The sequence below is a fragment of the Slackia equolifaciens genome (assembly GCF_003725995.1).
Taxonomy (GTDB): domain Bacteria; phylum Actinomycetota; class Coriobacteriia; order Coriobacteriales; family Eggerthellaceae; genus Slackia; species Slackia equolifaciens.
The window spans coordinates 171,789-189,180 of the sequence record NZ_QIBX01000002.1; the positions used below are offsets into that span (position 1 = coordinate 171,789).

The window sequence follows — 17,392 nt, forward strand, 5'->3', positions numbered from 1 at the left end:
AATGGAACCCTGCAGAGCATCGATCAGTGCGAAACCGCATTCTTCAAGAATGGACCCTATGGAAATGAGCTCGCAGATGCGCTTGCGTTGAGCAAACGCCCATCGAGTTTCGCATGTTTTACGCAAACTCATCCGATTATGCGCCCCTCGCACAAAGTCGGCCCCTTCGGACGTATAATCCCGCCCATGAAAATCTCGACTGAAAAACTTCTCCTCGTTGCTGGCATCGTGTGGATCGTGGCAGGTGGCAACATCGCCAATATTGGCATAGGCGTGATCACGCACGACCATCTTGTATGGTGGGTTCTTGCGCTCACGCTGGCGGTCTTTGTCCTGTTCCACGTGTTCGTGTTCCAGAAGCTTGTGCGCAAGCATGCCGAACGAATTCGCGGGTTCGAGGAAGACCGCAAGCATATATGGCACTTCTTCGACCGCAAGGGCTACATCATCATGGCCATCATGATGGGCGGCGGCATCGCGCTGCGCATGAGCGGCGTGCTGCCTGAGTGGTTCATCGCCTTCTTTTACACGGGGCTGGGCTTTGCCCTCACCGTCGCGGGTATCTCGTTCATCATCTCTTACGTGAGAGGCGCTCGTGACACGCAAGCACAGTAAACCCGCTCCCGCTGCGCCTACGTCTTGGCGGACACGCCGCTTCGACCCCACCAAAACCCGCGTATCATGCCGTACGAGCGCCGAGCGTCTGGCGAAAAAAGACGCTCCGCTGCCTTGCCGCATTCGCACATCGGGGCGCCGGGGCGTGTGGCATACTGCCGCACGCAGAGAGAACCGACCTTTGACCCGAGCCTTCAGCAAATCGACCCGGGCTCTGCTCGCCGCCTCGCCGCGCCCCATCGCCGCTATCCCCCAGGCGGTGCGCAATAGCATGCGTGGCAACAAAGGCAAGGACACCAAACCCGAGCTGATCGTGCGGCGAAAGCTCCGAGAGGCGGGGCTCGACGGCTACCGTCTGCAGTGGAAGGCCCCGGGGAGGCCCGACGTGGCCTGGCCGGGCAAGCGCGTGTGCATCATGATCAACGGATGCTTCTGGCATCGCTGTCCTCACTGCAACCCTTCGATGCCAAAATCCAACCAGGAATACTGGGTTCCCAAATTCAAGCGCAACGTAGAGCGCGACGCGCGCAATTTGGAAGCTTTGCGTGCAGAGGGTTGGCGCGTCCACGTCATCTGGGAGTGCGAACTCAAAAAAGACGCCGCAGACCGCATGTTCGCGGAACTTATTCCCCAGCTCAAAGAGGAACTGGGGAAATAAACCAGAACCCACGGCCACCCCGAGATATGCGATTCGTGCCGCATGTGCGGGAACTGGGGAAATAAACCAGAACCCGCGGCGGCCTCCCCTTCCGCTCTTGCACTCTTTTGGCGCAGAAGGCCGCGCGAAAAGGCTATGCCTCCACGCTCTCGCCGTACGCCTGCACGACGCGCGCCTCGAGCGAAGAGAGGTCGCCCGCCGTGAAGCGATAGTTCACGCATTGAGGTTGACCGGGATATTCGCGATCCTCCTGCTCGACGCGAACGAACGTCGCATCCACCGTCTCAAACCCTTGCAGAAGCGCCGCATACGCATAGCAGCTCGCTTGAAGCTCATGCTTCGCCCGCAGCGCGTCTGCGCTCTCGTCCGGAGAGCCGCCGGTCTTGTAATCCACGATATACGCGACCCCCTCGCCCCACGCGTCGCACGCAAGGAGGTCGATCGAGCCTTCGAGATAGAACGGCTTGGGGCACAGATCGGCGCCCATCTCTACGAAAAACGGCACTTCAGCGCGCACGATAGGATGAGAGGCAACATCGGAGGCCGCCTCACTGGATGCCCAGCGATGCAGCGAGACGCCCAAACGATTTTTCGCATTGCCGCCCAATCCTAGACGCGCGGAGATGCAATCGATAGCGTTTTCGTCGGGGACGACAAGCGCTCCGCCCTGCCTGCCTTCGACCATCCGTTGCGCGAGAAGATGAAATGCCGTTCCCACGTCGGTCGCCTTATCCGCATCGGCAGCGAGGCTCGCACACAGCGCGTCCCAAAACGCGTCGTCCTCATCGCGTGCAAAGCCGCTCTCGGCGCAGGCTTCGCCCTTGCCGGCCACGTGCTCTTCGCCTTGAGCAATGGCGGAATAGCTTGTCACATCAACCCGGCTCGACCGCCATGGCGCCTCCGCGAGCGAACCGCGGCAGCAAGCATCGAGGTCGGGAATGGCGAACGAAGTCGCAAGCGACTCCTCTGAACAATCGGAGGTAGCCGCACCGCCCTCGACGCACCCGTCAACCTGGGCGTTCGGCATCAATTCGTAAAGGGCGCCTTCGCCTAGATACTCAACGATGTCTGCCTCGGTCGCATCGATCCTGCTCACCAGCGCCGGAGCAGAGCCTCCGAATTCGATCAGGGTATCCCCCGCCGCGAAATCCTCCACGCCGCACAACGCGCTTCGCACATCATCGTACACGCCGAAATCGGTGCCGGATGTAAAGCCCGATGCCCTAGACGTCGTTGTCATAGCGAAGACGAGCGCCTCCTTGGCACGCGTAAGCGCTACATAGAGAAGCCGCCTGCGCTCCTCGGCCTCCTGTTGCTCCGCATACGCATTCATGGCGCAAGCGCGCGTGAGGGGATCGGGTGCATCCTCGACATCCGAGGGCGAGGCTCCATCGATGTAGGTGGGAAGCGCCTCGTATCCCTCGGGAGCCTTCTTGGGCTTCCACAATCCCTCGCGACCCGCAACGCTCTTATCGGGAAGAAGCGACACGTATGCGTTGCCCTCGATCACCTCGCAGGCAAGGCCGCTCCCGCCGCGCATTTTTCCGCGCTCCATCTCGGCAACCGCCACGATGGGGAACTCGAGGCCTTTGCTCGCATGTACGGTCATGATTCTCACGAAATCACCGCCCTTTGCCGAGAGGGCGCCGGGGGCCTCCTTGGACAGCGCAAGCCTATCCTCGAACGCTTGCGCCGTCTTTGACGGACCGTATGCGTTGTCGTTTTCGATTGCGCCTACAATGCGAATCGCCTTCATCACGTTGCCGGCAATGGAGAGGCCCTCCGCGCCTTGCGCATCGAGACGCGCGAGCCAGCCGGAGTCACGCACGGCATCCTCCATGATGCGCGCCATGGGTACGCGACCAGCGCGCGCCGCGAGAGAGCGCACCACGTGCACCGCATGCGCGAGGTGAGGGCTTACCTGGGCGCCAGACGCAATCGACCGCTCTAGCTCGACGAAGCCCTCGTAGAGGTCGCGCCTGCGCGGCGCATGAGATCGCTCGTCGATCTTCGTGGAAAGCTCTATGAAATCGTCCGCCGAAAGAGCGAACATATCGCTTGCCAAAAGCTCGAAGAGTGACGACGTGGCGCGCGGGTTGGCGATGACCTGCGCCAATCGCAGCATGATTTTCGTTTCCGGCGCCGAGGCGAATACCGAGCCCCCCGCGATTACGCAAGCAAACCCTTCTGCACGAAGCGCCTCGGCGTAATCGCCCGCGTTCACCATGCGCCCGAGCAGAACCGCCATGTCGCTAGGCCTGTGCCCGATTTCGCGCAATTCGGCAAAGCGGCGGGCAATGCGGGCAGCCTCGATGCGACGCGCCGCCGCGCTGTTCACGCCGCCGCGAGACGGATGCGTGGTCAAGAGGACGTCGATGCGCCTGTCCCCTTTGAACGGAACCTTGACCGGCTCTTTTCTCGACGCAGCAAGCGACATGAACTCGTCGCCGAACACCTGAGGCTGACCGAAGATGCAGTCCACGAACTTCAGCACATCGGCGTGACTGCGAAAATTATCAGGAAGGGTAATCATGCCCGAAGGATTGGATGCCTTGACCGCATCGAGGCGCCGCCTGTACACCGAGATATCGGCTCCGCGGAACCGGTAAATGCTCTGCTGCGCATCGCCCACCGTGCACAGGCGACATGCGCCTGGGCCGGAAAGCCTCGTGATCATGTCCACCTGGAGCTGATCGGTGTCCTGGAACTCATCGACCATCACGAGCTTGAACTTATCCGCAAACTCACGCGCAATGTCCTCGCGCTCCAGCGCACGAGCCGTTTCGATGAGAAGATCGTCGTTATCCATCATGCCGATGGCGCGTTTGCGGCGGCAATACCCCTCGTATGCTCGCCCGGCAAGCGCCATCAGCTCATCCAAAAGCGGCATCGCAATGAGATGGCGCGCTTCCGCCACAAGCGCCACGCACACGCCCTGTGCCTCCTTGGCGCGCTCCTTGAACTCCTTTGCCCCGAATGCTGCAGAAGGATGCGGGCACTTTTCGAACAGGTCGATAAGGGTTGACGCCTCTATATCGCCTTTTGCGAAGGCGGCTTCGGCATCCTCGAGGAACGCCTCGGCATTCTGAAGCCAGGCATCACGTGTTTTGCCGGACTTTTGCGCCAGCGTTAGGTCATGCAGCTCTTGAATCGTGTCCACCAAACCGCGCAGGAGCGTGCCGGCAGAGCGCGTCGGAGGCTGGGCGGCATAGCACGAGAACCCTTGCGGACTCGCCACGGCACACCGAACGAGCATGCGGACCATGCTCTCCACCGAAGAGGCGTCGAGCCCATCGTTCGCCCTCGCTTTGAATTCTTTGAACAGCGCATCCGTCCCGCACGGCTCGACAAATTCGTTCGTGCCCGACAGGGCCTCCTCCACCGCCTCGTCCATAAGGCGCTCCGCCTGGGCTTCGTCGATCACGCCAAAAGACGGATCAAGTCCAAGCTGCACCGCATGGGAATGAAGGATGCGCGAGCACATCCCATGAATGGTAGAAATCCACGCCGCATCGACCTTGAGCGCCTCAGGCGCCATTCCCTCGGCACGCAAGACGCTCTTTACGCGCGCCTTAATTTCGCCCGCCGCCTTCTCGGTGAAGGTGATGGCAAGCACCTCATCGATGCTGTTCAGGTATCTTCCGCCGTCTTTGGCGGAGCCCTCCATGAGCGCCCAGGCGATGCGCTGAGTGAGCGTAAACGTCTTGCCGCTGCCCGCGCCCGCAGACACGGCGACGGGTGCGTCGAGCGTAGTCACGCATGCGAGCTGTCCCGGTTTGAACGTACTGAAATCCATAGCGTCTATCCTCGTCGTTGCGGGCAGGAAATTTCTGGACAATGCTTGCACGACTCTTTGCGCGCAGGACGCGGGGCCACCTCGCCCGAAAGGAGCTCGTCAAGCGCATGCGCCACACGAAGCTCAGTGGCATCAAGCAGATCCGATAAAGGTCCCTGGGCGAACGTACAGGCTTTGGCTTTTATGCCGGGAAGGTGACGCGGCTCGAGCCGCACGTCAATCGCGCCCGAAATCTGCGCCGCACGCCCGTAGCTCACATAGATCGCGCCTACCACGTCAAGCCCGAGCAGACGCTGCACCGCCTGCGCATAAATGAGCGCCTGAACTTTGCCGCCGCGTTCCTTTCCCTCCGAATCGTAGAGATCATAATCGTTCGAAAGGCTGCCTTTGTAGTCAATGATCACTGCGTGACCGGCATCGTCCATGTCAATGCGGTCTATGGAACCGATGAGCTTATAGCCAGCGTAATCCACCGCTCCAGACACCGGAATCTCGTACTCGAAGTGCGTCGGATGAAAGCCCGGCAAAAGACGCGACTCAAGATCAAGGTAGCCCTCGAGGCGCGCCATGAGCTCCTGCACCTGGCGTCGCTCCAGCTCCTGGACCGGCACCAGTCGGTTATCCGAGGGATTGCGGGCTTCCTGCTCAGCGGCAAGATCGGCGGTAACCTCATGCATGATGGCACGCGCCGCCGGAAGAAGCTCGCCGGTGACCTTGGGCGCCACCTCCTCCCGGAAGCGCTCGTAGAACCTTTTGAGCGCATGATGAGCGAAATCACCCATCTCCAAGGCGCCGAATCCTTCGTCAAGGTCGTCAAGCCGCAACCTGCGCTGAGAGAACCACTTCTGCGGACATTCCAAATAGCTCTCGATCTGAGACGCAGAGAAACACGGCACCTTGAGAACCCCGCCGTCGGGAAGGAATCGAGGAAGCACAAGATGCGGCAGCTTGCCCTCGCTGACATGGGCAAGAGAGGGCTCCTCGTCAACCAACGACGCGGGTTGCTCGCCATGCGAAACCGCACTGTTTTCGTAGAGGCTTTCTTCGCCGCGCTCTATGATGCTGCTCAAAAAACATGACGGTAGAGCGTATTGATTGTCTATCTCATCGGCATCGGTCGGATCGTTTCGATAAAGATCGACGAATTCCTCCACAACGGCAGCCGGATACGTTTCGGCGGCATCTTCGTTTTTCAGGCACCGCTCGATGACAAGCTCCCGAGCAGGCAGCGCCACCGCAGCAGCGAAAACGCGCCGTGCGTCGGCGAGAGTGGAATGCCCGACATCGATGCCCACCGCCTTGAGCAGCGCCGCGGCCGCGTCGGATCGTTCGTTGAGCGGATACGCCGCACTGGTCATATCGCACAGAATCACGCCACCGAATGAACCCGACTCAAGCAACGCGGCTCGACGCGAATCCATAACGCGCACGAGCGGATCGCTCTCGCCCGCAATGCGCGAAGACGGCACCTGCGCCCCCTCGAGCGCCGCAAAACAATCGTCCATGCTTGCATCGAGGCGACGGGCATCTTCGGCCACGGAGCGAAACATAGACAACGCCGCAAGCTGCTCCGCACGGTACGCCCCACTGACGCCCCCGGCGGCACGCACGCGATCCTCGACCACCCCGCTCAGCACGCTTGCATCGGGCGACGAGATAAGCTCTTCGAAGTATTCGAAGCTGCTGCTCATTGCGCGCATCTTGTCGATGCATGCCTCCTTGGACGTGAGGCGGTCGGCTCGCGCCCATGCATCGAACGCATACGCCGCATCGCTCGAGACGCCCGAAAACGGATTGAGCAGGAAATCGGTGCAACATGCGACAACCGAATCGGACGTCGAGATATCGCGCACACGTAAAAGCGCCCTGCCAAAATCGGTCGCAGAAAACGGGACACCGCCCTCAAAGGCAACCGAGACAGATGCCTCGGCCAACGAAGGGGCGATTGATTCGTACAAAACACGAGGGTTGCGCGCGGCGACCACGACACCGCCCTCGGAACAGCCGCTCTCGAGCATCTCCTTCAGCAGGTCGCACAACAACAGCGAACGGGCATAGCCGCCTGCGGGGAAGGCGAATCGGACACGCACGCCGGCAGGTGCGGGGAAGATCTGCGCGGAGCCCTCCCCCTCAAGCTCGATGCCGGGCTGAGAGTCGCAAAACGCAGTCAACGAGTTCGAGGCCTCCATGCCCAAGACGCTCACGCGCATCGGGCGCGAAACCAGCTCACGACGCGCAAGAACGCCCCACGCACGTCCGGGGTCTACCAAATTTGCCCCCGCAAGGATGGCTTCGTAGGCACGCAGGGCATCAAGCAACGGCCCAAACGACTCCTCGAGAACGCATTCGCCCTGAAGGGCGGCATCGAGCTCGCGGCTGCCAAGCCCCCCATTGGCCAAACGCATGAGCATGGATGCCATTCCCGACGATGAAGAAAGATCCGGCGTGTTGTCCAACGCCTTGAAGAACCCGAGCAGACGCTGAGACCTTGTAGCAATCGCTCGCCCATCGCCCCATACATCCCAAAGTTGCTCGAGCCACGAGGCGGGAGTGGTGACCGTTGCCCCGAACGAAAGCGCATCGTGCCGCCGCGCCGCTTTTTTTCGGAACGCCTCAACCGCCGACTGCCCCGGCATCAATATCACGTGATCCACGCTGCCTCCTAGAAAATCTTTGAGACATTGTATCGCAGATTTCCGTCAAGTTGCTCAAAAACAAACATTTGTTCTCAAATAATGAATATCATCGAACATGCGAAGGGCCCCATCCTTATCGTTCAATTCGCCCCATCCACCATTTCGCAACCTCGCCTCATCTTGCGCCCCATCGCCTCGCGGCCCCGCCGCCATCTCGCGGCGTCCCACAACGCAAAAGGGCCGCCTCTCGGCGACCCAGGATGACAGTATCGACAATGCCCGCACGCAGCGCGTCCAAAACCTCAAAGAGCATGCCTGCTCGCAGGCTACTGGCGATAATGCGCGAAGAAATCGGCCAGGTCCTCCATCGCTTCGTGCAGGACCTCCATACGAGGCAGGTACACGATGCGGAAATGGTCGGGCTCGTGCCAATTGAAGCCGCCGCCGCGCGTGATCAGGATGCGCTTCTGATGCAGAAGATCGAGCGCGAACTGCTCGTCGTCGGTGATGTTGAACTTCTTCACATCGATCTTGGGGAAGATGTAGAACGCCGCCTTAGGCTTGACTGCGCTGATGCCGGGAATGGAATTGAGCGCCTCATACACATAGTTACGCTGTTCGTAGACGCGACCCCCGGGGCGAACGTATCCCTCCACGCTCTGATGGCCCCACAGCGCCGTTTGCACGATGGACTGCGCCGGCACGTTGGAACACAGGCGCATGTTGGAGAGCATGTTTACGCCGTAGGTGAAATCCTCCATGCAGCGCCGGTTGCCCGAGAGAATCATCCAGCCGATGCGGTAGCCCGCGATCATGTGGCTCTTGGACAGGCCCGAGAACGTGACACAGGGCAGGTCGGGTGCGAGCGAGGCGATGGAGATGTGCTCGTGGCCGTCCATGCACAGACGGTCGTAGATTTCATCCGAGAAGATCATGAGCTGATGCTTGCGCGCCACCTCCACGATCTGCTCCAGAATCTCACGCGGATACACTGCGCCCGTGGGATTGTTGGGATTGATGATGACGATGGCCTTGGTGCGCGAGGTCACCTTGGATTCGATGTCGGCGATATCGGGACACCATTCGGCCTGCTCATCACAAATGTAGTGCACGGGCACGCCGCCCGAAAGCGTGGCGCAGGCGGTCCACAGCGGATAGTCGGGGCTGGGAATCAAAATCTCGTCGCCGTTGTCGAGCAACGCCTGCATGCACAGATTGATGAGCTCCGACACGCCGTTGCCGGTATAGATGCCATCCATGCTCACATTGGGGATATGCTTGATCTGGGCGTACTGCATGATGGCTTTGCGAGCCGAGAACAGACCGTGCGAATCGGAGTAGCCCTCGCAGTCGGGCAGCTGGAGGCGCATGTCCTGAATGACCTCATCGGGCGTGCGGAACCCGAACGGAGCCGGATTACCGATATTGAGCTTCAAGATGCGCAGGCCTTCGGACTCCATGCGGTTCGCCTCGTCGGCCACGGGGCCGCGCACGTCATACAACACATTGTCGAGCTTGGAGGATTTCTTGAACTGACGCATGATGGGACTCCTTTGGGGTTGAGCGGCCGCAGCAGACGGTGCGGCATCAGTAGCAAGAGCAGCTGCATCGGCACGATTGGAGCCGGATGCAACCACGGATTCGGCAACGGGGAAAGCGGACGAAATCCGCTCGGATGCTCGCTCGCCCGGCGTTATCGCACCGTGGCCCAAGGCGCCTTGAACGGAAGAAGCCGATTCCGAAGGCGAGACGACGGAGCTTGCTACCGATGGTGCATCATCGTGCTGCGGTGAGACCCCTCGCTGCCCCTCTCCCTCGGCGAGCCATGCAACGTTCACGCCCAGAGCGTTTGCGAGCGCGCTCATCACGTTGGCGCGCGGCACCGTTTTACCGCTTACGTATTGGCTTACTTGGCTTTTTCCCAGCTTCACGCCGAAATCGGCCGCCGCACGTATGAGGTCGGCTTGCTTCATGCCGGCCGCGTCCATCGCTTCATGCAGACGGTCGGCGAATTCTTTCTGGAGCATCTCACCCTCCTTAGGGTTCAATTCGCCATAAATTGAACCAATGGTTCAAAGTTCAATTTTCGGCAGTATACCATTGATGCAAATTGAACCAATCATAGTTTTCCAAAGGTTCATTTTTCTTGCGAGCGGGAAAGACGAAACAAAAATGACGTGCCCTCCCTGGAATACCGCATGTTAATCCACGGCATTGATAAAACCGACGGGTAATGCCCCAAAACGCAAAGAAGCCCGCCATCGTGCGGGCTAAGAATGACAAGGCCCGCACGATGGCGGGCCTTGTCTGCTTTTTGCTTAAAGATTGGGTGCGCTATGCGCAGATGCCACTATTCAGCGGCCTGCTCCTCGGCAGCGGGAGCCTCAGCGGTCTCCTCGGCGGGAGCGGCCTCCTCGGCCAGCTTGGCAGCCTTAGCGGCCTCGGCCTCAGCCTTCTTGGCATACTCAGCGGCACGAGCGGCCTTCTCGGCGGCCTTCTTCTCGCGCTCGGCCTTCTTGGCGGCCTCGAGCTCGGCAGCCTTAGCGGCCTTAGCGGCCTTCTTGGCGGCCTCGCGCTCAGCAACGGCAGCGGAAGCGGAACCGAACTTGTCGGCGAAGCGCTGGACGCGTCCACCGGTGTCGATCAGCTTCTGGGTGCCGGTGAAGAACGGATGGCACATGTTGCAGATGTCAACCTTGAGCTCCGGCTTGGTGGAGCGGGTAACGAAGGTGTTACCGCAGGTGCACTTAACGGTGCACTCCATGTACTCGGGATGGATACCCTGTTTCATATTGGTTTCTCCTTTTCAGAAGGTCTTGGTTTCCGACCAAGACAAGACAGCCTGTGAATCTTACCACGCAAAACGCCCTCCGTGAAGAGGGCGTTTTATGGATTTATGGCGAACCGCTATTTGAATTGCGAAGGGTGCTTTGCGAAGAAATCGGTCCTGGGCGGCAGCTCCTTCACGGCGTGGCGGCCGGCCGCAACCTCGTCGGCCTCGCACAGCTCCTCCATGCCGTCGAACGGCGCATTCCAGCTGAACACGCGCTCGGGAGCGATCTGCAGGTACTCCGCGATCATCTCGCAGCCTGCAGGCGCAATCGGATGCATGAGCAGCGCCGATATGCGCAGCGCGTAGAAGCTGTCCAGCAGCACCTGGCGGCGCAGCTCGTCGTCGCCTTCCTTTTCGGCGCGCTTGATGCCGTCCGACCAACCCTTCTGGGCCCAACGAATAAACTCATCCGCGCAGGTGAGCGCCGAATGCAGCTCGGCTTTGTGCATGATGGCCTCGAAATCGGCCAACGCCTTCTGCGCGCGAACCACCATCTCCTCGCTCACCGCGCCCAGAGGCATAAAGCCTTCGAAGTTCTTCTGCGCCTCATAGAAGCAGCTGCGCGCCAGACGGTTGAAAACGTTGGTAAGCAGCGCGCCCTCTTTGAGCGCCGGATCGGCCACGCGCGGATCGGTGCGCATCTTCTCATCGGGGTTGAACGGCTTCGGGCTGAATCCCACAGACTTTTGGTCAAGTCCCAGCGCAACCCAGTGCGCGCGCAGCTGCTCAACCGTGTAGTGCTCCAGCAGGTCGTCTGCCGAAGGCGGCTTCACCGCTCCCGACGACGATGCCTTGGTCTTGCCAAACAGGATGTGATGGTTGGCTATAAGGCGCGTTTGCTGCAGCTGCCCCGCCTCGGGCTTGGCCTGCATCGCGTTGCCGTCCTCAAGCGCCATCCACAGCGCCGGCTGCGCCACTCCGTAAAAATACAGGTTATCCTGCCCGATGAACTGATACACGCAGGCATCGGGAGAGCACCACCAGTCGCGCACGTCGGACAGGTCGCCGCCGCGCGCCTCGAGCGCCGCCGCGCTGAAGCTGATGGGCGCCCACAGGCTCTCGGGCCAGCACCACACGGTAAGGCCGTCCACGCCGTCCATCGAAGGCACCTTGACGCCCCATTCGACGTTGCCGGAAATGCGGAACGGCACGAGCGCCTTACCGGTGCGGAACCGCACGCCTGCCTCCGTGAGCACATCGCGCGCCACATCGCGGTCTTCGATGCACGTGAACTCGATTTCGAAGGACTGCTTGCCGCGTTCGGCCTCGCGGAACGTGTGAGCGGGCAGCTTGTCGGCCACTGCGCGATAATCCTCTTCAAGCTCATTCTTGATGAAGATGACGGGCGCACCCAAAAACTCTTTCACCGTACGCCACACCACAGGACGAAGCTCGGCATCATGCTCCATCTCGCCGGTCAGCTCGCACAGAGGCTCGCGGAAATTGGGCAGGTCGAAATACCAGTTTTGCACCGGACGCATCTCGGGCGTTTCGCCGGTGAGCGTGCTCTTTGGGGCAATCAGATCCTGCGGGGCAAACTGATGGCCCAGATCGCATTCGTCGGCGTATGCCTTCTCCGACTTGCAGCCCTGCACGGGGCAATGCCCCAGCACCTGGCGACCGTTGAGGAACTTGCCCGCCTTGGCGTCGTAGAACTGCAGCGTGGAGTCGAGGCTCAGATGCCCGTTCTCATGCAGGCGCTCGAGCACTGCGTTGGTAACCAGCTGATGCACCTCGCCCGCACGGCCAAGGCCGCTTCCTTCATAAATCGAAAGCGAGATATCGTACGCGTCGAGCGTGGCCTTTTGCTTGTCGTGGTTGCGCTGCACGTAATCCGAAATGGTGCCTTCGAACCCCTCGTTTTCGCACGCCTTGCGATAGCCCTCTTCGATAGGCGAGCCAAAGCAGTCGGTGCCCGATACAAACAAGACGTTTTCCGCGCCAATTCGGTCGCGCAAAAAGCGCGCGTAGGCGTCGGCCGGCACGAACACGCCGGCCACATGCCCAAAATGCAGGGTCTTGTTGCCATAAGGCATGCCCGCCGTTACCACGGCGCGCGAAGGCCAAGATTGCGTAGATGTGTAGCTCACGAAAGAACTCCCTCTTCCTTCAACAGATTAACCAGGTCCTCAGCGGAAAGCTGCGACAGGTCGATGTTCTCCGCCGCGCTGCCCGAATCGGCGCCCAGCAGATCCATAAGATAGCTCAGGTCGCTTGAAGTGGAGGTCAGATTTACCACCTCGTAGCCATCCCCGGTAATGCCGCCCAGCTCGGCAGCCTTGCCAAGCGCGTCGTCATAGGTGCCGATCTCATCGGCGATGCCGTTCTCCACGGAGGTCTTGCCGGCGAACTGCATGCCCGTGGCCAGCTCGCGCACCTCCTCCACCGACATCCCGCGGCCGTCGGCCACGTTTTGGATGAAGGTCTCGTTGATCTCGTCCACCAAATCCTGGTAGTACTGACGCTCTTCATCGGTCAGCGGGCGCGTGCCGTAACTGGAATCCTTCGAATCGGCACTGGCGATGTTCTCGATATTGATGCCTAGCATATCGAGCAGGCCAGAGATGTCCTGCACCTGCATGATGGTGCCGATGGCGCCAATAGCCGTGGTCTCGTTCACGTAGATGTAGTCGGCCTGGCTTGAAATCTCATAAGCCGCGCTGCAGTTCATCGATGCGCTGGACACCACGATAGGCTTGGAGAAGTCGCGCACGTAGGCCGCCATCTCTTCACCTGCCGTAGCCGTTCCGCCGCCGGAATCAACACGTAGAACCACCGCCTTGATATCGGGGTTCTCCTCGGCCTCTTTGAGCAGCTCGCGCAGACCCTCCGGGCTGCAGGAGCTGCCGTCGTACTGGATGGTGCCCATCATGTCGATCACTCCGACGCTATCGCCCGAAGTAACGACCTCCTCGCTCATGCTCGAGAACGCATCGGCCCCCGACGTCAGGCTGGACACGGTGTGCGAGCACGAAAGTGCGCCGATGGTAAACACGAACACGATGGCGAAAAGGATGATGCCGAGCGCGATCCATCCGCCCTTGCCGCCCTTCTTGGGCTGGGCCGCCTGTGCCGACGCATACGCGTACTGTGGCGCGGCGTAACCGCCGGCATAAGGTTGCTGCACATACGGCGGCTGCGGGGCGCCCTGGCTCGAGTAGCCCTGCGTCGAGCCGAATGAAGAAGACGCCGCCTGCTGGGGCTGCCCCTGCGCCTGCGACTGCGCGGGTTGAGCGGCCTGAGGCTGCGCCTGCTGGGCGTTCGTGCACCCCGCCGCCTGGGGCTGCCCGGATTGAGAAGCCTGGCCTTGCGGCGAAGAAGGCCCAAGGGGCGCCGCCGAGCCGTTCGGCTCAGGGGTTCCCGGAATCATGCTGGGGTTGTCGGACATATTCGATCCTCTCTCCTCATGTCCTCGCATCGAAAACGCCGGTCGCCCGCGAATAACGCCCCTCCCATCGTGCAAGGGCACTCGCAAACGTCGAGCGGACGCGCCTGCATTTTCGCATGCGCACGCATTCCTCATGCGAACGCACGATGAAGACATGGTAGCGGAAAGAACAGGCGGCGGCATGCGGCAGAGGGATTTTGATACAATCCGCTGCTATGAAATCCATCGCACAGACACCCGAAAGCGCTCATCGCCGCACCGCATACGTCGCCCTCTCCTGGGTTGCCGCGGCTGCCATGGCGATCGTCATCTTTTGGATGAGCGCCAAAGACGGCATCACGCTTGATGAGAACTCGGGCATCATCTCGCTCGTAAAGACATGGCTCGCCGCCGCCGCACAGGCCGCCCTCGGCCATCCGGTGGATGTGTCGCCCGTGGGCCACTTCGCCGAATACCTGGCGTTCGGCGCGCTGCTGGCGAACGCCCTGCGCTGGCACGTGCCGCTACGCCGCGCCGCCCTATTCGCCGTCATTATCGCGAGCGCCTACGGCGTGACCGATGAGATCCACCAGATTTTCGTGCCCATGCGATCGTGCGACCCCGCCGACTGGGCGGTAGACACGGTTGCCGCTGCCATTGGCGCGCTCATCGCCTTCGCCGCCTTGAGCAAGGGCAACCGCAATCAACCAGAACGCTAGACGAGGACCTTGAACACGGCCTTCTTGACCGGAGCAGACTCGCCCACCGCGATGCCCGGTTTGTGGCCATCGCCCGGGAAGCACGCCACGAACAGCCCCGGGGCCATGACCACCGAAGCGTTGGCGTGACCGCCGAGGAACATGTTGTCAGCCGCCTCGTCGAACGGCTCGGCCTCCAGTTTTCCAATCGGCTGCACGTCGATGCGCTCGGCGCCCCGCACCACCATCTGCACGTCGATATAGCGCCTATGCGCCTCAAACTTGCACTCCTCGAACGGCTTGGTGGCATACTCCGACACGTTCACGAACAACGCATCGCCATCAATGGCATGGCGGCCGGGCTCAAGCGCCGCTAAATCATGCGTGCGCGCATATTCGACAGCACGACGCACGCCTTCATGACCGATCTCGTTAAGGTCAATTTCATGTATCGAACCGAAAATCATGGGTTTCCCTTGCCTCCTGGAATGAAACTAATTCAAAAGCTTGCGGCCTGCCGCCTCGAGCGCATCGAGCAGGGCTTCCGCTCCGTCGCGGCTCTCATCCTTGGCGAACAGATACAGCTTGATCTTGGGCTCGGTGCCGCTGGGACGCACGATGACCTTGCAATCGCCCTCCAGGCGGAACTCCACCACGTTGGCACTCGGCAGACCCGTTTTATCGTGGGCGTAATCCACAACGCCTGCGACTGCGCGACCGGCGATCTTTGCCGGCGCCTCGGTGCGCAGACGTGCCATGATGTCTTTCATGCGCGCATCGCCATCGGCTCCGGGATACGCGATGGATACAGTACGGTTGAGCCACCAGCCGTACGCGGCATACAGGTCGCGCATCGCATCTACGAGCGTTTTGCCCTGAGCGCGCCAATAGCGCGCCATCTGGCAGATGAGCATGCTTGCCACCACGGCATCCTTGTCGCGCACATGCGTGCCGGCCAGATAGCCGTAGCTCTCCTCGAAACCGAACATGAAGCGGTCGGCCTCGCCCGCCGCCTCAAGGCGCCCGATGACCTCGCCGATATACTTGAAGCCGGTGAGCACGCGGCGCAGCTCGAATCCGTATTCGGCGGCGATCGAATCGGCCATGGCGGAGGAAACGATGGTGGTCACCGCCACGCTACGCGAGAGGCTCTCGCCGCGTGCCGCCTTCTTGCGCGCGATGAAATCCATGAGCAGAATGCCCATCTCGTTGCCCGTGATGAGCGTGTAGTCGTCGCCGTCCTCGCAGGCTACGCCCACGCGATCTGCGTCGGGATCGGTGGCAAGAAGCAGATCGTGGGGCCGCCCGGCAGCCTTGGCAGCACGGCACGCGTCGATGCCCGGCTCGAGCGCATCGCGCTCCTCGGGATTGGGGTATTCGCACGTGGGGAAATCGCCGTTGGGCAAATCCTGGCCAGGCACCACGTTCACGTAGGGGATGCCGATACGCTCAAGCGTCTGGCTTACGCACTCAAGACCGGTGCCGCACAAGGGCGTGTATAAAACCGAAAGCGGGGCTTCCGAATCGCCGGGCTCCTCCTGAGACTGGGCAAGAACCGCGTCGATGAAGCGAGCGATGGTGTCCTCGCCGATCCACGAGATGGTGCCATCGAAAGACGCCTGCTGAAAATCGACGGTCTTGGCGCATGGAGCGCCCTCGCCCTCGAAATACGCCAGCCGCGCGATGCGCTCGGAAATCTCGGATGCGGCCTCGCTGGTGATCTGGCAGCCATCGGGGCCATAGACCTTGTAGCCGTTGTACGCAGCGGGGTTGTGGCTCGCCGTCATGTTGATGCCGGCCGAACATCCCAGATCGCGCACGGCGAATGAAAGCGCCGGCGTGGGCTCAACTCGAGGATAAATAAGCGCTCGAATGCCGTTCGCCGCCAGCACGCTCGCCGCCACGTCCACGAACAGCTCGCCCTTGTGGCGCGAATCGCGCGCAATGGCCACGCTTGGGTTCTCGAAATGCGCATTCAGGTAATCCGCCAGCCCCTGGGTGGCTCGCGCCACCGTATACACGTTCATGCGGTTGGTGCCTGCTCCGATGACGCCGCGCAAGCCCGCCGTGCCGAATTCCAAATCCTTGAAGAAGGCGTTCGTCACATGGGACGCATCCCCTGCCTCGAGATTCCGCGCCATTGAGGCAAGCTCAGACGAAAGCTCCTCGAGCTCTGCAAACTGGGGAGCGAACCCGCATTGTAGCGTTTCGCCTTCCACGTTGTCGCGCCACTCCTGCAGCATTGATTCAATGCTTTTGTCGCTCATGCCTAACCTCTCTCTTCATACGATTATGGGCCAACGTGCCCACTCCGAATTCATACCCAAAACGCTCGACCGGCGCCGATACCCGCTTTGCAGCCCCCTCGGCGTCCCTACTCCCCTGCATCCAGGAAAATCTTGCGGGTGACGAAGTTCCACACCATCACAATAGCGGTGGCCCCTATCTTGGTAATCAGGTAGTGAACGCCCAGAAGCTCCACGCCCGCCCACATGCACAGGTTGTTGATGATAAGACCGATAACCGACAGCACCACGAAGATGACGAACTCGCGGCGCCGGCTCATGTCCTCCTTATGAGTGAACACGTAGCGCATGGATGCCACATAGTTGAATATCACCGAAACCGTGAACGAGATCGTGGCGCTCACCAGATAGTTTACGCCGAACGCCTCGGTGAGCAGCGCAAGCAGACCGTAGTCGATGACGAACGCAATCGCGCCCACCACGCCGAACTTCATGAATTGTGCGATAAGGTTTTTCATGGCCGCCTTTCAATCAGAGCTTCCA

General features: G+C 60.9%; 12 protein-coding genes. 3 read left to right on the plus strand and 9 right to left on the minus strand.

Annotated features, from left to right (window positions below):
* Nucleotides 1-186: 186 nt before the first annotated feature.
* Together DMP06_RS02595 and DMP06_RS02600 are read left to right on the plus strand one after the other, a co-directional pair.
* Nucleotides 187-615 carry a hypothetical protein gene (locus tag DMP06_RS02595; RefSeq protein WP_181443012.1) on the plus strand — a complete coding sequence of 143 codons (429 nt, stop codon included), beginning with the start codon at nucleotides 187-189 and terminating at the stop codon, nucleotides 613-615.
* 259 nt (nucleotides 616-874) lie between these two features.
* Nucleotides 875-1,273: a very short patch repair endonuclease gene (locus DMP06_RS02600; RefSeq protein WP_274542715.1), complete on the plus strand. Its 399-nt coding sequence runs from the start codon at nucleotides 875-877 to the stop codon at nucleotides 1,271-1,273.
* 133 nt (nucleotides 1,274-1,406) lie between these two features.
* Here the strand turns inward: DMP06_RS02600 and DMP06_RS02605 are convergent, their stop codons facing one another.
* The 6 genes from DMP06_RS02605 to sppA form a co-directional block, all read right to left on the minus strand.
* Nucleotides 1,407-5,069, minus strand: a complete 3,663-nt coding sequence (locus tag DMP06_RS02605; RefSeq protein ID WP_123208183.1) for a UvrD-helicase domain-containing protein — start codon at nucleotides 5,067-5,069, stop codon at nucleotides 1,407-1,409.
* A gap of 5 nt (nucleotides 5,070-5,074) precedes the next feature.
* A complete protein-coding gene (locus tag DMP06_RS02610; protein ID WP_148042480.1) occupies nucleotides 5,075-7,723 on the minus strand; it encodes a PD-(D/E)XK nuclease family protein in 2,649 nt (882 codons plus the stop codon).
* A 308-nt stretch (nucleotides 7,724-8,031) separates the two neighbouring features.
* Nucleotides 8,032-9,732: an aminotransferase class I/II-fold pyridoxal phosphate-dependent enzyme gene (locus DMP06_RS02615; protein ID WP_123208185.1), complete on the minus strand. Its 1,701-nt coding sequence runs from the start codon at nucleotides 9,730-9,732 to the stop codon at nucleotides 8,032-8,034.
* A gap of 323 nt (nucleotides 9,733-10,055) precedes the next feature.
* Nucleotides 10,056-10,496 (minus strand): 50S ribosomal protein L31, encoded by a 441-nt coding sequence (gene rpmE / locus DMP06_RS02620; RefSeq protein ID WP_123208186.1) that lies wholly within the window; start codon nucleotides 10,494-10,496, stop codon nucleotides 10,056-10,058.
* Nucleotides 10,497-10,612: 116 nt separating this feature from the next.
* Nucleotides 10,613-12,628, minus strand: coding sequence for a class I tRNA ligase family protein (locus DMP06_RS02625; RefSeq protein ID WP_274542714.1), 2,016 nt, complete (start codon nucleotides 12,626-12,628; stop codon nucleotides 10,613-10,615).
* Nucleotides 12,625-13,926, minus strand: a complete 1,302-nt coding sequence (sppA, locus tag DMP06_RS02630; protein WP_245962339.1) for a signal peptide peptidase SppA — start codon at nucleotides 13,924-13,926, stop codon at nucleotides 12,625-12,627. The genes DMP06_RS02625 and sppA overlap by 4 nt, the downstream gene beginning before the upstream one ends.
* A gap of 215 nt (nucleotides 13,927-14,141) precedes the next feature.
* On the opposite strand from sppA, the gene DMP06_RS02635 reads away from it, so the two are divergent.
* Nucleotides 14,142-14,624 carry a VanZ family protein gene (locus DMP06_RS02635; RefSeq protein ID WP_123208187.1) on the plus strand — a complete coding sequence of 161 codons (483 nt, stop codon included), beginning with the start codon at nucleotides 14,142-14,144 and terminating at the stop codon, nucleotides 14,622-14,624.
* On the opposite strand, the gene DMP06_RS02640 is transcribed toward DMP06_RS02635, so the two are convergent.
* The 3 genes from DMP06_RS02640 to DMP06_RS02650 all read right to left on the minus strand — a co-directional run bounded on the left by DMP06_RS02640 (nucleotide 14,621) and on the right by DMP06_RS02650 (nucleotide 17,367).
* Nucleotides 14,621-15,070 (minus strand): NanQ anomerase/TabA/YiaL family protein, encoded by a 450-nt coding sequence (locus tag DMP06_RS02640; protein WP_123208188.1) that lies wholly within the window; start codon nucleotides 15,068-15,070, stop codon nucleotides 14,621-14,623. The two genes, DMP06_RS02635 and DMP06_RS02640, sit on opposite strands and share 4 nt — an antisense overlap.
* Before the next feature lie 27 nt (nucleotides 15,071-15,097).
* Nucleotides 15,098-16,870 (minus strand): phospho-sugar mutase, encoded by a 1,773-nt coding sequence (locus DMP06_RS02645; RefSeq protein ID WP_123208189.1) that lies wholly within the window; start codon nucleotides 16,868-16,870, stop codon nucleotides 15,098-15,100.
* A gap of 107 nt (nucleotides 16,871-16,977) precedes the next feature.
* Complete coding sequence (locus DMP06_RS02650) at nucleotides 16,978-17,367, minus strand: GtrA family protein (protein ID WP_123208190.1); 390 nt, start codon at nucleotides 17,365-17,367, stop codon at nucleotides 16,978-16,980.
* Between the last annotated feature and the right edge of the window lie 25 nt (nucleotides 17,368-17,392).

Bases quoted from the DNA above. Each gene is read 5' to 3' on its own strand.
- DMP06_RS02605 (WP_123208183.1), bottom strand. From the start codon at position 5,069: ATGGATTTCAGTACGTTCAAACCGGGACAGCTCGCATGCGTGACTACG.
- sppA (WP_245962339.1), bottom strand. From the start codon at position 13,926: ATGTCCGACAACCCCAGCATGATTCCGGGAACCCCTGAGCCGAACGGC.
- DMP06_RS02635 (WP_123208187.1), top strand. From the start codon at position 14,142: ATGAAATCCATCGCACAGACACCCGAAAGCGCTCATCGCCGCACCGCA.
- DMP06_RS02595 (WP_181443012.1), top strand. From the start codon at position 187: ATGAAAATCTCGACTGAAAAACTTCTCCTCGTTGCTGGCATCGTGTGG.
- DMP06_RS02650 (WP_123208190.1), bottom strand. From the start codon at position 17,367: ATGAAAAACCTTATCGCACAATTCATGAAGTTCGGCGTGGTGGGCGCG.
- rpmE (WP_123208186.1), bottom strand. From the start codon at position 10,496: ATGAAACAGGGTATCCATCCCGAGTACATGGAGTGCACCGTTAAGTGC.
- DMP06_RS02615 (WP_123208185.1), bottom strand. From the start codon at position 9,732: ATGCTCCAGAAAGAATTCGCCGACCGTCTGCATGAAGCGATGGACGCG.
- DMP06_RS02645 (WP_123208189.1), bottom strand. From the start codon at position 16,870: ATGAGCGACAAAAGCATTGAATCAATGCTGCAGGAGTGGCGCGACAAC.
- DMP06_RS02640 (WP_123208188.1), bottom strand. From the start codon at position 15,070: ATGATTTTCGGTTCGATACATGAAATTGACCTTAACGAGATCGGTCAT.